11 protein-coding genes are annotated in these 16,123 nt (G+C 37.1%); 5 read left to right on the top strand and 6 right to left on the bottom strand.

Annotation, left to right across the window (positions count from 1 at the left end; genetic code table 11):
- Nucleotides 1–100: 100 nt before the first annotated feature.
- The 5 genes from JP39_RS08640 (at nucleotide 101) to JP39_RS08620 (ending at nucleotide 10,077) form a co-directional block, all read left to right on the top strand.
- On the top strand, nucleotides 101–3,052 hold the full coding sequence (locus JP39_RS08640) for a hypothetical protein (RefSeq protein ID WP_041500437.1): 2,952 nt from the start codon (nucleotides 101–103) through the stop codon (nucleotides 3,050–3,052).
- Nucleotides 3,053–3,198: 146 nt separating this feature from the next.
- A complete protein-coding gene (locus tag JP39_RS08635) occupies nucleotides 3,199–5,625 on the top strand; it encodes a hypothetical protein (protein ID WP_041500439.1) in 2,427 nt (808 codons plus the stop codon).
- 266 nt (nucleotides 5,626–5,891) lie between these two features.
- Complete coding sequence (locus tag JP39_RS08630) at nucleotides 5,892–6,476, top strand: histidine phosphatase family protein (protein ID WP_041500441.1); 585 nt, start codon at nucleotides 5,892–5,894, stop codon at nucleotides 6,474–6,476.
- Nucleotides 6,477–6,553: 77 nt separating this feature from the next.
- Nucleotides 6,554–6,949, top strand: coding sequence for a hypothetical protein (locus JP39_RS08625; RefSeq protein ID WP_041500442.1), 396 nt, complete (start codon nucleotides 6,554–6,556; stop codon nucleotides 6,947–6,949).
- A gap of 338 nt (nucleotides 6,950–7,287) precedes the next feature.
- Nucleotides 7,288–10,077, top strand: coding sequence for an SLAP domain-containing protein (locus JP39_RS08620; RefSeq protein WP_041500444.1), 2,790 nt, complete (start codon nucleotides 7,288–7,290; stop codon nucleotides 10,075–10,077).
- A 54-nt stretch (nucleotides 10,078–10,131) separates the two neighbouring features.
- Here JP39_RS08620 and JP39_RS08615 read toward each other — a convergent pair whose 3' ends face one another.
- From JP39_RS08615 to JP39_RS08590, 6 genes are all read right to left on the bottom strand, one after another.
- A complete protein-coding gene (locus JP39_RS08615) occupies nucleotides 10,132–10,887 on the bottom strand; it encodes an amino acid ABC transporter ATP-binding protein (protein WP_041500446.1) in 756 nt (251 codons plus the stop codon).
- Nucleotides 10,887–11,582 (bottom strand): amino acid ABC transporter permease, encoded by a 696-nt coding sequence (locus JP39_RS08610; protein ID WP_041500448.1) that lies wholly within the window; start codon nucleotides 11,580–11,582, stop codon nucleotides 10,887–10,889. Before JP39_RS08610 ends, JP39_RS08615 begins: the two co-directional genes overlap by 1 nt.
- A gap of 32 nt (nucleotides 11,583–11,614) precedes the next feature.
- Complete coding sequence (locus JP39_RS08605; protein WP_041500449.1) at nucleotides 11,615–12,397, bottom strand: transporter substrate-binding domain-containing protein; 783 nt, start codon at nucleotides 12,395–12,397, stop codon at nucleotides 11,615–11,617.
- A gap of 78 nt (nucleotides 12,398–12,475) precedes the next feature.
- Nucleotides 12,476–13,399, bottom strand: a complete 924-nt coding sequence (gene cysK / locus JP39_RS08600; RefSeq protein WP_041500451.1) for a cysteine synthase A — start codon at nucleotides 13,397–13,399, stop codon at nucleotides 12,476–12,478.
- Between the two features lie 13 nt (nucleotides 13,400–13,412).
- Entirely contained in the window at nucleotides 13,413–14,207 is a 795-nt protein-coding gene (locus JP39_RS08595; protein ID WP_041500453.1) for a homoserine O-acetyltransferase/O-succinyltransferase family protein, read from the bottom strand.
- 715 nt (nucleotides 14,208–14,922) lie between these two features.
- The gene (locus JP39_RS08590) at nucleotides 14,923–15,384 is read right to left on the bottom strand and encodes a hypothetical protein (RefSeq protein WP_041500454.1); all 462 of its coding nucleotides are present in this window, start codon (nucleotides 15,382–15,384) and stop codon (nucleotides 14,923–14,925) included.
- Nucleotides 15,385–16,123: the final 739 nt, after the last annotated feature.

Raw genomic sequence — 16,123 nt, 5'->3', positions numbered from 1 at the left:
CATAATAAAAAAGTTTTCCAAATGTGAATTTGCATAAAATAATAAACGTGCCATAATAAAGTCGATAAATGTTTAAACATGTTTATTGGGGGTGCTTTTTTTGAGAAAATTGAGTTTATGGATAATTTATTCAATGGTTTTCTTACTTACCTTAATGGCAACAAATATAACAACAATCAATGCCGGATTTAATGATACTGATATTATGAATGTGTCTCCTTCAGGTATTAATATTGGCAGTTTGAGTCCAACTTCTTTGTTCGTACAAGGTCCAGATACATTACCTTCAACAGTTGAAAAAGGCAATGTTGTTCAAGTTATTAATAGTAAAAACAATAGTCAGGTTTCCTCAGTATGGAGCAATCGTGATAATGGTGTCGATAATTATTTTGATACCGGCAATAAACAAACGATATCTGCTTGGCTATTTTTAAGTGGTACGCAAGCCTATGGTTCTGAAGGTATGGCTTTTGTTTTGCAAAATAGTGGTACTTCAGCAATTGCAAAGAATGGTAGTAAAATTGCTGGTGGCGAATCATTTGGCGTTTGGGGCAGCGACTTATCAAGAAAGTCCAGTACTACTGCCATGGCCGCCTCAGCCATTCAGAATAGTTGGGCATTGGAATTTGACGGTGTGCCTAATAAATTGACTACTGCACAGGTTAATAGCGGAACAGGTGGTACATTAGGCCAAACACTGGATAGCTATCAACAAGGTATGGATATGTATGGAAATGTTCCTAATAGAGGATTTAGAGATTTCATGTCACATTTAGCATGGGCATATCCAGGTTTGCCAAAAGCTTATTTCAAAATGGGTACAAGTGGTATAAATCCATATTATGAATTGGTACATAATGATGCCTACGAAACCGACTTTGTAACACCTCAAACGGCACAATTGGCATGGCACCATTTTACAATCACGTATACACCACCAGAGGCTGGTTCGACGGTAGCCAAATTAACTTACAAATTTAATGATAAGACGTTGGCTGGATTAAAACCTTCTGAACATGATATGGATCAGACACCAATTTCACAGACGATAGATTTGGATTTAAAGTATCTAAATGCTACAGCCGGAACACCACTATATTATGGCTTTACAGCTGCTAATAGTACTAATAACAGTGCCACGAATGCGGTTGTTTTTGAGGAATTACCATCAATTGTTGAAGCAGATGGTAACGCTTATGTTGTTGATGAAACCAATAAAACAAAGGTCAGTTCCAGCACTGATGTTATGAAAGATAGTGATAAAACTTTAGCTGAAACGACAACTGTTCATCCTAAAGATAAATTACGTTTTAATTACATGTTAAAGTATCAATCTGGTAAACAAGATATGAAGCCAGTAACGGCAACGGCTAACATACCAGATAATGTTACTGTCGATGCTGATAGTAAAGGCAATATCGGGAAAGTTATTTATGAAGACGGTGATTCAGAAGTAATTCCTTCTGATGCTGTGAAGAACGGAGAATTATCATTTCCAACTACAAAAGCTTTGAGTTTAAATAATAAATGGGCGGATGTTCAACTAAACACAACTGCTAATGATGTTCCTGATACCCAAAGTGCTTTACAAGTTCCACTTTCTCACGCAACTTTGGAAGGTGAAAATTACAAGACTGATGTGCAAACACCACCATTTATGATTCAGGCTTCCAGAGCAACTTTTACACTTACTAAAACTTCGGCTGATAAAGTTACAACATCACCTAATTTGCCAGTGGATTTAACTGGTGATATGAAGATTGTTGAAAATGATACCAATAAAAATCAAACGATTGATAATAACGATATTGATTTTTACGTCTCAATTGATGATGGGGATGCCAAGTTAGTCAAAGATACGAGCGTCAATGGAAAATTCACAATTCCGTTCAGCAGTGCAGATGTCGGTGATCATACGATTACTGTGAGAGCTGTCGATCCTAAGTATGTCGGCTCAGATGGCATTGCGGACACATTATCTTCGAATACAGTAACTTATAATGTCACGGTTGCCGATAAACAATTAAAGATTAATTCAGACAGTCCCAGTGATTTGACCGCAGTCGGAAATACTGATCTGTCAATTGATGCGACTGATAATTATAACGATAGTAGCAGTTTCAAAAATTCCGATATGACACTTCATACAGTTGTAAATGGAACCGAAACCACTTCTAAACTCAGCGGGGATGATTCAATAACTAGCGGTAAATTTACCGCCAATATTCCTGCTAAATTGATTGAAGCTGGTAAGACCAATAAAGTTGATATTTACTTAACTGATAGTGCAACGCCGGCTTTGAAATCGAACACATTGTCATATAACGTGACTGTTCCTGATACAGCGTTGAATTTGACGGCTGATAAAACTGACCTCACAACGTTTGTGAACAAGGATACTACGTTAAGTGGAAAAATAAGTTACGCCGATGGTACGGAATTCAAAAACTCTGATATGACTTTACATATCAATGTCGATGGCACTGATCAAGCAAGTGAACAACTTACTGGGGATACTAATGCCGCAACTAATAGCTTTGACAAAGTGTTCTCTGATTTATCAGTTAAAGCACACACCATCACTTTGTATGTAACTGATACCCATGGAAGAAAATCCAATTCGCAAGTATATAATGTTAATGTATTGGATAAAGAGCTATTTTTGGAAAGTAAGGGCGAGTATGATTTTCAATTTATTCGTGCCAATGATCGAGCTCAAACAATTGACCGTCAAGATGATTGGGGTATTCAAGTTGAAAGTACTAATACCGTTTGGACGCTAACCGCTGAAAGTAGCACGTTAGTTAACAAGAGTGGCGATGCTTTCAATGGTGGCTTGATTTTCATCGATAAAAATGGTGATACTTCATCACTTCAAAATAATCCAGTTTTAATTGACAAGGATACAAAGGTTAATCCAACACGCGAAACAACGGATGTTTCTAAATTCTGGGCTAAAAATCAGGGAGTTTTATTGCATGTTAATTCTGGATTAGTTCCAAGTGGAAATTACAATGGAACAATTACTTGGAATTTATCAGATAGTGTCTAAAAAAAGGAAGTTCTCAATTTGAGGACTTCCTTTTTTTATCCAATCACTTTACAAATGAAAGCCTTTCCTAAAATGACACAAATATTTGTTTAAACGTGAGATAATATAATAAATATGATTAAACATGTATAACGGGGGTGTATATTTTGAAAAAAATGAGTACGTGGATTATTTCTTCATTGATTATTTTTTTAGCCCTGATTGCAACAAATGTAACGATAATTAAAGCGTCAGGTGGTATTTCAGATGGTGATGGGTTGAATGCTGCACCCACCGGCGTTAATATTGGATTTTTGAGTCAGGCTTCTTTATTTACTCAAGGTTCAAGTACAACAATCCCATCAACTGTTAAGAGTGGACATGTCGTCGAAATAATTAATGGTGGAAATCAAGATCAAGTTTCCTCAATTTGGAGTAATCCAGCTGATGGAATTGATAATTATTTTGATGCTGGTAAAAAGCAAACACTATCCGCTTGGATTTTTATGGGTGGGTCCAGTTACCATGGATCTGAAGGATTAGTATTTGTTTTGCAGAATGCTGGTCCTAAAGCTATTGCCATGAATGGAAACAATATTGCCGGCGGAGAATCATTAGGAGTTTGGGGCAGTGACTTAAAGAAGAGAAAAAATAGTTCAGCAATGGCGCTGACAGCCATTCAGAATAGTTGGGCACTAGAGTTTGATGGTGTTCCTACAGGGAGTCAAGACGGTAATGCTGTCTATGGTAAAACAGTGGTCGCAAATCCCGGAGAAACACTGGACAGTTATCAAAAAGGTGTAAATAATACTCTTTTGGATTTCCAGGGCAATTCTCTCAATAGAGGATTTAAAGAGATGTGGGGACATTTAGCATGGTCATATCCAGGGGATAAGGATGCTTACTTAAATATTGGTACTTATAATTATGGAAATATATTACCTGACAATGGACCCATTTACGAATTAGTTCACAATGATATTGATGAAACTGATTTTGTAACGCCTTCGTCAGCCGCCTTAGCATGGCATCATTTGACAGTTACTTATACGCCTCCAGAAGCTGGTTCAACAGCTGCAACTTTAAAGTATGTATTTAATGATAAAACTATTGAAGGGCTGGAACCGCCTAGTGAAGACAGAGATCAACAATTAATTACGCGGGAGTTGAAGCTGGATTTATCAAAACTAAATGCAACTACCGATACAAAACTATATTATGGTTTTGTAGGTACAAATAGCACTGAAATGAATTCGGCAACAAATGCGGTGGTCTTTGAAGAATTACCATCACTTGTAGAAGCTGATAAGAACGCTTATGTTGTTGATGAAACTAATAAAACTAAAGTCAGTTCAAGTACCGATGTCATGAAGGATAATGATAAAACTTTAACTGAAACAAAAACAGTTCATCCTAACGATAAATTACGTTTTAACTATATGTTGCAGTATCAATCTGGTAAAAGAGATATGTTACCGGTCACTGCGACGGTTAATGTACCGGATAATGTAACGGTAACGCCTGATAGTTCGGGAAATATTGGACAGGTAACGTATGCCAATGCTGATTCAGAGCCTATTCCAGCTAGTGCGCTAAAAGATACAGAAATAACAGATAAAAAGACAGGTAAAACTTCAACCGTCAAAATGTTAACATTTAAAATTGGAAATTCTTTGAGTTTAACTAATCCATGGGCAAATATCGAGCTCAATGCGACCGCAAATCCTGTGCCTGATGTCAATACAGCCTTACAAGTGCCACTTTCCCATGCAACTTTGGAAGGTGATAATTATAAGACTGATGTGCAGACACCGCCATTTACAATTCAAGCAGCTCGAGCAACTTTGACACTCACCAAGACATCGGATGATGTCATCACAACTTCACCCGACCATTCAGTTGATTTGACTGGTACGATGAAAATTGTTGAGAATGATACGCCAAATGTTGAACAGCCTATCGATAATAACGATATTAATTTCTATGTATCGGTTGACGGTGGGGATGCTCAGTTGGTTAAAGATACCGCCAGTGCGGACGGTCACTTTGCGATACCATTTACTAGTTCTGATGAGAGTGACCACACAATTAGTGTTTATGCTGTAGATCCAAATTATGTTGGTTCGGACGGAATCCCTGATACATTAGCCTCGAAAGAAGTGACGTATACGGTTAGAGTTAAGAAAAATGATTTGTCTTTAGTAAGTAAAGATGAATATGACTTCCAATTTGTCCGTGCTGATGAAAAGGAAAGAACTATCCCTCGTCAAGAAGATTGGGGTGTTGAAGTCAATAGTACCAACACTAAATGGGTCTTGACTGCCAATAGCTCAGAATTAGTCGATGCGAACAACGATGTTTTCAATGGTGAATTAGTCTTTACTGATGATTCTGGAAATACCTCGTCACTTCAAGATGGAAAAGTTTTAATCGATGAAGATTTGACTGCCAGTCCAACAAAAGAGATTACAAAGGTTTCTGATGAGTGGGCTAGCGATGAAGGTGTATTATTACACGTTAACTCCGGAGTCGTGCCAAGCGGTAAATATGATGGAACAATTTATTGGAATTTATCAGATAGTATTACAGAGTAGGAGAGTGTGACAAAATACGGTCAGCTTTCGAGCAATAAGGTAAATTACTCCAGTAATCCGATTTTGGATTGCTGGAGTAATTTGTTTTAAGCGGAAAAACTTGCTGTGTGTTTAAGATAAAAATAGTTATGTCACAACCTCTTCTTGCCTTCTTAAATGTTGACCTATGCATGTTAAACATAACGAGTGATTCGAAATAAGTATTATACAAGCAACTGATTTTGACCCATACTGAAGGTGATAGATAAAAATAATGAGGTGAAAAAATGACGAAAACACTTTATTTAATGCGCCATGGGGAAACTTTATTCAACCAATTACATTTGATTCAGGGTGCCTGTGATTCACCGTTAACGCAAAAAGGAATCGATTCAGCTAAGACAGTGGGCAAACATTTCCAAGAGGCTGGAATTAAATTTGACCATGCATATTCTTCAACTCAGGAGCGTGCTTCTGATACTTTGGAATTAATTACTGACCAACCATATCAACGTCTAAAGGGTCTCAAGGAGTGGAATTTTGGTGTCTTTGAAGCAAAACCAGAGTATCTTAATCCACACAACCAGCCGGGACGTAACTCTTATGGCGACTTCTTTGTCCAATTTCATGGGGAATCAGATTATGACGTTCAAGACCGTATGAATGAAACTTTAACAAAGGTCATGGAGCAAGCTAAAGATGGCGAAAATGTCTTGGCAGTAAGTCATGGCGGCGCAATTTATGCATTTTTATTGAAGTGGATGGATATTCAGGCTATCAAGGAGAAGGTCAGTTTGCACAACTGTGCAGTCGTGAAGATGAGTTACGATGATGGAAAATTTAGTTTTGAGGATGTTATACAAAATAATTAAATTTTTCCTATAAGTCATAACTTTTTCCTAAAACCTTGCTATACTAGAAAGCATGATTTTAATTAAGGGGAATTGTTGTGAACATTTATAATTTAATATCAAATATTCTTCTCCTAGTTGCCTTAATGTTAACTAGTGATGTACGTTTGAGAGAAAGAGACACCAAAGGTATCGTAGCCTATGCGCTGATTGCTTTCGCATTCCTGATCAAGTTAACTCAAGCTTGGTCAACAATGGGATACAATGTGTGGTTGATTTTATTCTTAGTAATCCTCATTCGTACCAACAATTTAGTTCAACAAATGGTAACTGATTTTCGAGAAGAATTGGGCTTTTGGCCTTTTCTTGCAGCAATGTTAGTCGGTTTGGTCGGCTTCAACATGTTGTATGATATGGTCCGTTTATTATTGCCAATGGCAGTTGTTATATTATTGATTTTATTAGTGAGTAATAGAAAATCCAGTCAACGTTAATTCGTTGGTTGGATTTTTTTGTATTATTAAAGGCCGTCTCCAGAGCTGAGAATATTTACCTGCTATGCGGACCGGCCCGAGCCGAAGTGCGGTCTCGAACCTCGATTTTGAGCTCCGCAAAGTACGCAAATCTCAAAACTCGCCCGGTGGTGTAATTGCTAAAGCAATAACGCCACACCCACAGCGGGTAAATATTCTCAGCTCTTCCGACTAACTGATTTTCTATTGGTAATTTGAAAATAAACGGATATGTTTAACCTTACCTATTTATTTATATTTGACGTAAAAAAGGAATCAAAAGAACTATTATGGTGATATAAAGGGGACAGGTGATTGGTATGAGATTTCAACAATTGAAAAAACAATCCAATGTAATTTTAAGAAAGAAATTGTATAAATCAGGAAAGAACTGGATAGTGGCAACTACTCTGGCTTTAGCGGGTGGAATCATTTTAGGAATGCCATCAATGGTTGTTAAGGCTGATAACGTTGATACTAATACTGTTAATACTCAACAAACAGAGAGCGTACAAGGAACAGTACCGGGTGATTCTAGTCCGCAAAAAGGGAGTGACGGTACTGTTGATCAAAGTGGGAAACCAACTGTTGGTGTTCCAACTCCTAGTCTAAATAGCACTGGAAAAGTTGAAACAACTGATGAACAAAAAGTAACTCCCGCTACCGATAAAGTTGATACTTCTAATACTGATGAAAGCCAAATTCCGAAAGATACAGAAGAAGCACCTCAAACAACACGTGATAATAATACTCAAAATGATAATCAAATTTCCAATACTCCAAATGAAGTTACAGATTCTAAAGGTAACATTGCTTCAAGTGAGATGTATGGCAAAGCATTCGTAGGTACAGATTCAAGTAGTGGTGAAACTGGAAGTGATTGGTATCTTAATCAAGCTGGAGAATTACATATAGGAGCGGGTACTTGGGCACCATTTGTGACTATTCCTGGTTCCGAGAGTGTCAATCCTTTTAGAGATAAAAAATATATTGATAAAATTCAAAAGGTTGTTTTTGATGGAAAAGTCGTTGCTGGGACAAGTATTGCTGAACTATTTAACAATATGAAAAATTTAAATGAAGTTGATAATTTAACCAACTTAGATACATCAAATACACAAAATTTTGAGGGTATGTTCTGGTATGACACAAGTTTACATAATGTTAATTGGCGGGACTTGAATATGAGTAGTGCTACAGATATTTCATCACTATTTTCTGATAGTGGCATGACGGTGGCAGATTTTAAAGGCTTTACAAGTTCAACAATCAGAAACTATACAAGTATGTTTGCGCGTAATAAAAATCTAAAAACTGCTGATATGACGGATATGACTGTTATAAATAATGCTGATCCGAATAACTATAGTGAAATACAAATGTATGGAATTTTTGCCGATAGTAGTTTAGAGAATGTAAATTTAACCAACGTTAGTTTTTCTAATTCCAATTTGGAATCAATGTTCAGGGGATGTAGAAATCTGCAATCACTTGATTTATCTTCTTTTGGGAATATTAGTCCCTTATACTTGCTCGACTTATTAAATTTTAACGATAATGATTATTACGAAGATAAAGATGTATCGGCTAGTAAGATTAGAAAAATAGTTTTAAATAGTAAAACCGATTATCAAACAGCAAACTTTACGTACGATTCAGATAAATATGCTGGTTGGAAAAATGATACAAACCGTGACGATCCAACTGTTTGGCCACTGGTTAAAGACCCCAAATATCCTATAGAGTATTCAGCATTAATCAATCTTTACACTCCTTCGACAGCTGGTAATCAGGCTCCAGAAGGTAATACTACATGGGTGGCAGTTGAGAGACCGAAATTAACTTCATATGTTCAATACTTTACACCTGATCAAAATCAAGATGTGGATAAGCCAATATATACAACTGAACCATTTGAGTCTAATGAAGGCGGATATGTTTATATTAAGTCCATTCCAGGGTATTTTGCTCCAGAACAATCTAAGGTCTTAGTTGAAGAAAGTGGACCTATAAATGTAGTTGTTCAAAGAATCTATCCATATAATTTAAAAATAAATATTAGTTACGAAGATAATTCAAGTAAGAACAATGTAACTAATGCCGTATTCCCTGCTGGAATCACTGATGTAACAAGTGTAGCTGACTTTCAAAATGAACTAAATAAATTACCAGATAGTAAAAATGATAGTCTTGATTTGAAAAATACAAAGATAGATTTAGGATTTGGTTTAAATAATCAGGTGATAAGTATTTCTGACATTATAAATGATCAAGATGATGAAGACCCAATAATTCTTCCTGGAGATAAAAAGAATCTAAAAGCTATCATTAATGACGTTATGCAATATATGCTTGATAACGGAACCACGCTGGAAGGATTAAAGGATACTAATCCAATAGATTTTGTTGATGCATACTATGACAATTATGTAGCATCAGCAGTACCACAACCAACTCCAAATCATAGTAGTGGCAGTAGTTCCAGTTCCACAAATACAACTCCAGAGACAACAACCAACACAATCAAAGATATCAAGCAAACCTCAGCAACCTTTGGTGATCGTCCAAAAGTTCAAGTATATGGAACTGATGGTCAAGTTATTCCAAATGTATTCCTAAGTCCTGATTCAGCTTGGTACAACGATGAGTCCATGGAATTAAACGGAGCGACATATTATCGAGTAGCGACAGATAAATGGGTCAATGCCAACGATGTTTATGTATATGTTGCTAACAACAGTTATGTACGTGTTTATAAGGATAATTTTGGTCACTTAGTCAATGCCCGTAATGAAAAATCGAGTCGTGAATTATTACCAGCAACTGACTGGTATAGTGACAGGTACACAGAAATAAATGGTAAGAAATATTATCGTGTTGCAACGAATGAATTTGTTAGGGCAAGTGAAGTGTATGAATATGCTTATTCCAATCCAGTAGTTACAACTAAACAGGTAACAAGTTTATATGATGAAAAGGGTAATTTACTTTCAAATAAATTGCCTACTGGAAAGTCGTATAAAACTGACAGGTTCCAAATGCTTGATGGACTAACTTATTATCGGGTTGGTAGCAATCAGTTTGTTAAAGCAGAAGATGTAGACTTTTAATTTAAGCATAAAAAAGGCCCTGATTGATTAATTTCAATCAGGACCTTTTGAGGTTTACTTCATTATTTTACTATCATCAAATGTAATGCCAGACAAGAAGTCCTTAATTCTAGTTGTAGGATGATTGAAGAAATCATCTGGTGTGCCATCGAAGAGGATGTCGCCATTCTCAACGAAGACGATTTTATCGGCCACGGAACGAGCAAATTGCATGTTATGTGTCACGATAATCATTGATTGCTTCAACTTGCTGAGTTCTTCCAAAATCAACAAGACTTGAGTTTCTAGCTCAGGATCAAGGGCACTGGTTGGTTCGTCCAACAAGACGTATTCAGGATTCATTGCTAAAGCCCGACAGATTGAAATACGTTGTTGTTGACCACCAGATAACTGACTAGGGTAACGGTCGGCATATTCTGTTAAACCAACTTGTGAAAGTAACTTCCGAGCATGGTCTTCAGTTTCTTTCTTAGATGCTTTCAGAACAGTTTCTGGTGCAGTAGTGATGTTTTGAAGAACGGTCAAGTTAGGGAAGAGGTTCCAGTTTTGAAAAACCATACTAGTCTTTTTACGAACTTCGAAACTCTTCTTTTTAGTAAGTGGCTCGGCATAATCTAATGTTAAATCTGAGAAGCTAAGTGTGCCGCTTTCAGGTCTAACTAGAAGATCAAGTGAACGTAACAATGTCGATTTACCAGAACCGGAAGGTCCTAGAATAACTGTTGTTTTGCCATCAGGGAAGTCAACGGACAAGTTTTTCAAAACTTCCTTGTCATCATATTTTTTAACAATATTCTTTAATGAAATCATTAGGCTTCACTCCCTTTAACATATTTTGAAGTTTTGCGTTCGAGATAATGTTGTAATAATGTCAACAATGAGCAAATTACAGCATATAAGAAAGCAGCTAATGAGTACATCAAGAGTGGTTGGAAGTTCTTAGCAGTAATCTGTTGACTGACTTGGAACATTTCCAAAATAGTGATGGAACTAGCCAATGATGTATCTTTAACTAAACCAATAAATGAATTGGATAGTGGTGGTAAAGCGATTCTAACAGCTTGTGGCAGCACAATCTTCATTAAAGTTTGTTTAGTCGTAAAGTTCAATGTGAAAGCAGCATCCCATTGATCTTGTGGAACTGACATCAAGGCTGAACGGATTGTTTCTGAAGCATAAGCTCCAGTATTCAAGGAGAAGCCAATTACGGCTGCGATGAATGGTGAAAGTTGAATGCCAGCACTTGGAAGACCAAAGAAGATGATGAACAATTGAACCAGCAATGGAGTGGAACGGAATAACCAAACATAAAAGTCAGCAATCGCACGGAGAACCAACCATGGATATTTGATTACTTTATTTTCACTCGGTTTGATAAATTTAATTAACGCTGTTAATACGGCTAGAATCAGGCCAAAGATAAATGAAATGATTGCCAGTGGAATGGTAAACTGCAACATTGCAGAAATCATTTCTGGTAATGACGTAATGATAATGTGCCACATGAAGTTAAAACCCCCTCAATTAGTTTTAAAAATTATTTTTTAGTAATGTCTTCACCGAAGTACTTATCTGAAAGCTTCTTCATTGTACCGTCTTTGTAAAGTTCTTTGATAGCTTTGTTTACACGGCCACGTAGGTGAGTTGATTTCTTGTTGTAAATTGGAGCAATCTTTGAAGCAGCAAGTTTGTTGTCAGGAATAGTGATGTATTTCAAATCAGTATTCTTGTGACTTTCTTTCCAATATAAGAAAGCTTCCTTAGAATTGATAGCACCAGCAACACGTCCTTGGTCGATCATTGACATGTCAGTTTGGAAATCAGCAGCAGGAACTACTTTAGCACCAAATTTTTCAGCATGGTTGTAGTTGTCAGTACCAGTACCGGCAGAAATTTTCTTACCTTTAATATCGTTAACTGAGTTGATGCCTGTACCATCTTTTGTGATGATAACTGATTTTGAGTAAATGTAAGGTGTTGAGAAGATGTAGTGTTTCTCACGTGATGGGTTGATAGCCACGTTGTTCAAAACAACATCAAATGTACTTGAGTTCAAACCAGCAATTAATGAATCCCACTTTGTAGGAACAAATTTAGCTTTTAAGTCAAGCTTCTTAGCAACAGCTTTACCGAGATCAACTTCGAATCCTTTAAGTTGACCATCGTCACGGTATGAGTATGGAGCGTAAGTTCCTTCTAGTCCAATAGTTAATGTGCCGTCTGTTTTAGTGTCACTGGCAGCCTTGTTACTTGAGCAACCTGTTAGTACCAATACTAAGGCCACAATTGTAGTTAAAATTAAAGCGAGTCGCTTTTTCATTATAATAAATCCCCCTATTAAAAAATCATCACTGTCTATTTTCGCATAAAATAAGTTTGGTTAAAAAGAATATGTCTCCTAAAACTTAAATAAATCGGTTGAAAGATATCTTTCACCATTATCTGGTGCAACGGTTACGACAGATTTGCCTTTTCCAAGTTGCTTAGCAATCTCAATCGCACCAAAGATGTTAGCGCCAGCAGAAATACCTGGTAAGAAGCCTTCCTTGTGACTAACTTCTTGTGCCATATTGATGGCTTGATCACTCGTAACTTCTATAATATCTGAATAAGCTTGTTTGTCTAGCGTATCTGGAATGAAACCGGCACTAATTCCTTGAATTTTGTGAGCTCCAGTTTTTCCTTCCTTTAATAAAGGAGACTCAGCAGCTTCCAAAGCATAAACTTTCACATCTGGATAAGCTTTAGTCAACGCGTGACTGACACCAGAAAGAGTACCACCAGTACCAACGCCGGCTACGAAAGCATCAACATTTTCATCGCCAAAGGCATCGACAATTTCTTTACCAGTAGTAGCTTCGTGGATCGCTGGATTAGCTGGATTTTGGAATTGCATTGGCATGAAGTAACCATTTTCTTTGGCTAAATCAGTTGCCTTTTGAATGGCAGCTTTCATACCGCCTTTAGCAGGTGTCAAAATTAATTCTGTGCCATAGCCCTGCATCAGCTTACGACGTTCAATACTCATTGTCTCAGGCATAGTGATAATTAAATGATAACCTTTAGCAGCAGCAACGAGTGAAAGTCCGATACCTGTGTTACCAGATGTTGGTTCAACTAGTGTATCGCCAGGCTTAATCTTGCCAGCTTTTTCAGCAGCTTCAATCATTGAAAGGGCGATACGATCCTTGATGGAACTGCCGGGATTGAAGAATTCAAGTTTAACGTAAACGTCCGCAGCATCTTCTGGAACAACGTTGTTCAACTTAACGATAGGTGTGTTGCCAATCAATTCTGTAATATTTTGTGCAATTTTTGTCATAATAAATCTCTCCTTAACATGTAGTTAATTTATGTGCGGTAACGGTTTTTAACCAGTTATTGTAAAATTGTGATTGTGTTTCTTGCCAAGCAAAAGTTGGCTGATGGTCGAGTAGGGAATAATAGTTGATAGCGGGCAATGGTTTAATCACCTTTTTACTATTGAGCTCACGGTGATACTCTTTGTCCAAACTGTCGCGTTGATATTCCAAATGCGAAAAGAGAAATGTTTGATGCTTCTCAGTTGATTCAACTAATGTCAACAGACCATTTTCACTGACGGCTGAGATTTGTAAACTTGGTTCATCGTTCAACTGTTCGTGATTCATCTCGGCATAACGAGCGTGAGGTGATGGGAAGTTGTCAGAAACATTTTCTAATAGTGGCGTATCGGCCAAGATTTGATTTTGAAAAATACCGAAAGCCTTGTGTGGCAGAATTTTTTTGTCGATGTCATATAAACGATTAAGGGCAGCCATGGCGCCCCAACAGACGTAGAGCTGGGGGATGTTTAATTGGTCGAGTAGATCAATTAACTCATTGATTTCATCAAAGTATGAAACTTGAGGAAAATCTAACTTTTCAACGGGACTGCCCGTAATGATAAAGCCATCCAGGTCAGGTACATCATGTAAATCTAATGGTGACATGTTTGAAACGATTTCTTGATCAAGCGTCCGATTGGTGTAACGTGTTGCGGAGTAGTAAAACTTTAATTCCACTTGGTCACCTAAAGCTGTTTGAAAATTGTTCATCGTTTCGATTTTGTTCTGCATTAAATTAAGAATTCCAATTTTGATATGTTCCACAAGTAACTCCCTTCTAAGTAGTGTCTTCTTTGCCGTCTCCAGAGCTGAGAAGTATTTCGCCTGCGTTGTGCGGACCGGTCCGAGCCGAAGTGCGGTCTCGAACCTCGGTTTGAAGCCTTACCAAAGTTCGGTAAGGCTCCAAACTCGCCCGGTGGTGTAATGGTAAAGTCCTAACGCCACTTCCACTGCTGGTGAATACTTCTCAGCTCTTCCGACTAATTTATTTGTTTTATGAATAATCAAATTGATTAGTCGAAATACTTGAACAAATTAAGCTAAGTGGCTTTTGCCACGCGTTATCTAATTAAATTCATCCTCGTTTATGTAAAGAATTATAGTTTGTGAACGTTGAAAGAAAAATTACTACTTGAGCAAGGTAGTATACGTTACAAGCAAGGTGAACGTTATTAGGTCTGAATCGCATTTAATTAGCGCGTGTGCTGAATAATTTGTTTTGGAAACTGGCATATTAAGTAGCTAAGAACACAAAAAAGCGGGGCTGACTAATGTCAACTCCGCTTGATAGTTTTTAGTTTTCACTACTTGATTATCAATTGAGTGGTATTAGGCATGTTGAAAAAGTATAGTAATGTTCATTCATTACTACACAACAACATGATTCAACTGATGATGTTTGGTTAAATTTCAACATGTCCGATTCCTCCTGCAATTAAGTTGTTTCAAACTTACAATGATTAATTAAATAAGTCAAGTTTTATTTTTTCTTCTCTGTGTAAATCGAGAGTGATTCGAATTCGAGGTATGATGCCAAAGTCAGTGATATTACTAGAATTAACACTAACCAACCCAAAGTTCTACCAAGGATAATTGTTAGTGGCATAAATTTAGCGACTAAGTAAATGCTGGCAATCGAAAAGAAGAAATCAACAACCAAATTAGCGCCGATGACGAATTTACTTCTTTCCAAAATAAAGAAATTAAGCAATTCTTTTAGCAATTTACGTGTTGAGCTACGATACATAATCAACACTGGACGTTGGGCAATAACCTTTACCGCAAACATACCAAAGGCTCCAACGATACCACCAACCACGATTCTCCATGTTAAAGCGTGCAAAACCAAAGAGTTGTATGAAACTCCGATGATTGAGAGGCAGAGAACGTAAGGGATGATGAAGAAAAACAGGTAGATCACAGCAATTTTTTTGTTAGACATTTTAAGATACTCCCTATATACTGATAGGTCTATTCTATCATTAATGGGTCCTAGATTCGATATTGTTGTGCCGCCTCCGGGTGACAGAGATTGAGTCTGCTGTGAGACCGGTGCGAGTCAAGGTCTCGCACCTCGATTTTGAACTTCGAGAAGACCGCTCGAATTTCAAAATACGTCTGTGGAGTAAGAGCTAAAGCTCTAACTCCACTGTCACTGCGGTCTCAATCTCTGTCACCCGAAGGCTAGTGTTTTGAAGGAGTTAATTTGTTAGTTTCTGAATATGAAATTTTATATTGTGTCGTAATTTAGTATTAGTGGGGATGAATGGATGGAATCTGAGAAGTAAATCTATTAAGACAGATTGTTAACAGAATGAAAATAAAATAGTTAAATAACTTTTTCATAGAAAAAACTGAAAATTATTTATTTACATTTTTTTATCCATTGTAACCAGGTATCTTCTATATAAAGTATTGAAGAAAATTACTACAGCATATTAAAGAGTCGGAAGAGATGAGAGTATTCACCAGCTGTGGGTGTGGCGTTATGGCTTTAGCCATTACACCACCGGGCGAGTTTGGAGACTTACCGAACTTTGGTAAGACTTCGAACCGTTCCGCATAGCAGGTGAATACTCTCATCTCTGGAGATGGCAAATAAAAATCCAACCTTTATTGTTGAATGTTTGAACACCTGTTATAATTGTTTTGTTTATACTTAACTCAAGAACTGTTAGTTT

It is taken from the genome of Companilactobacillus heilongjiangensis (assembly GCF_000831645.3).
Lineage (GTDB): Bacteria > Bacillota > Bacilli > Lactobacillales > Lactobacillaceae > Companilactobacillus > Companilactobacillus heilongjiangensis.
The sequence above is the reverse complement of the archived record's forward strand: the minus strand, read 5'-3'. Positions and strand labels throughout refer to the sequence as shown.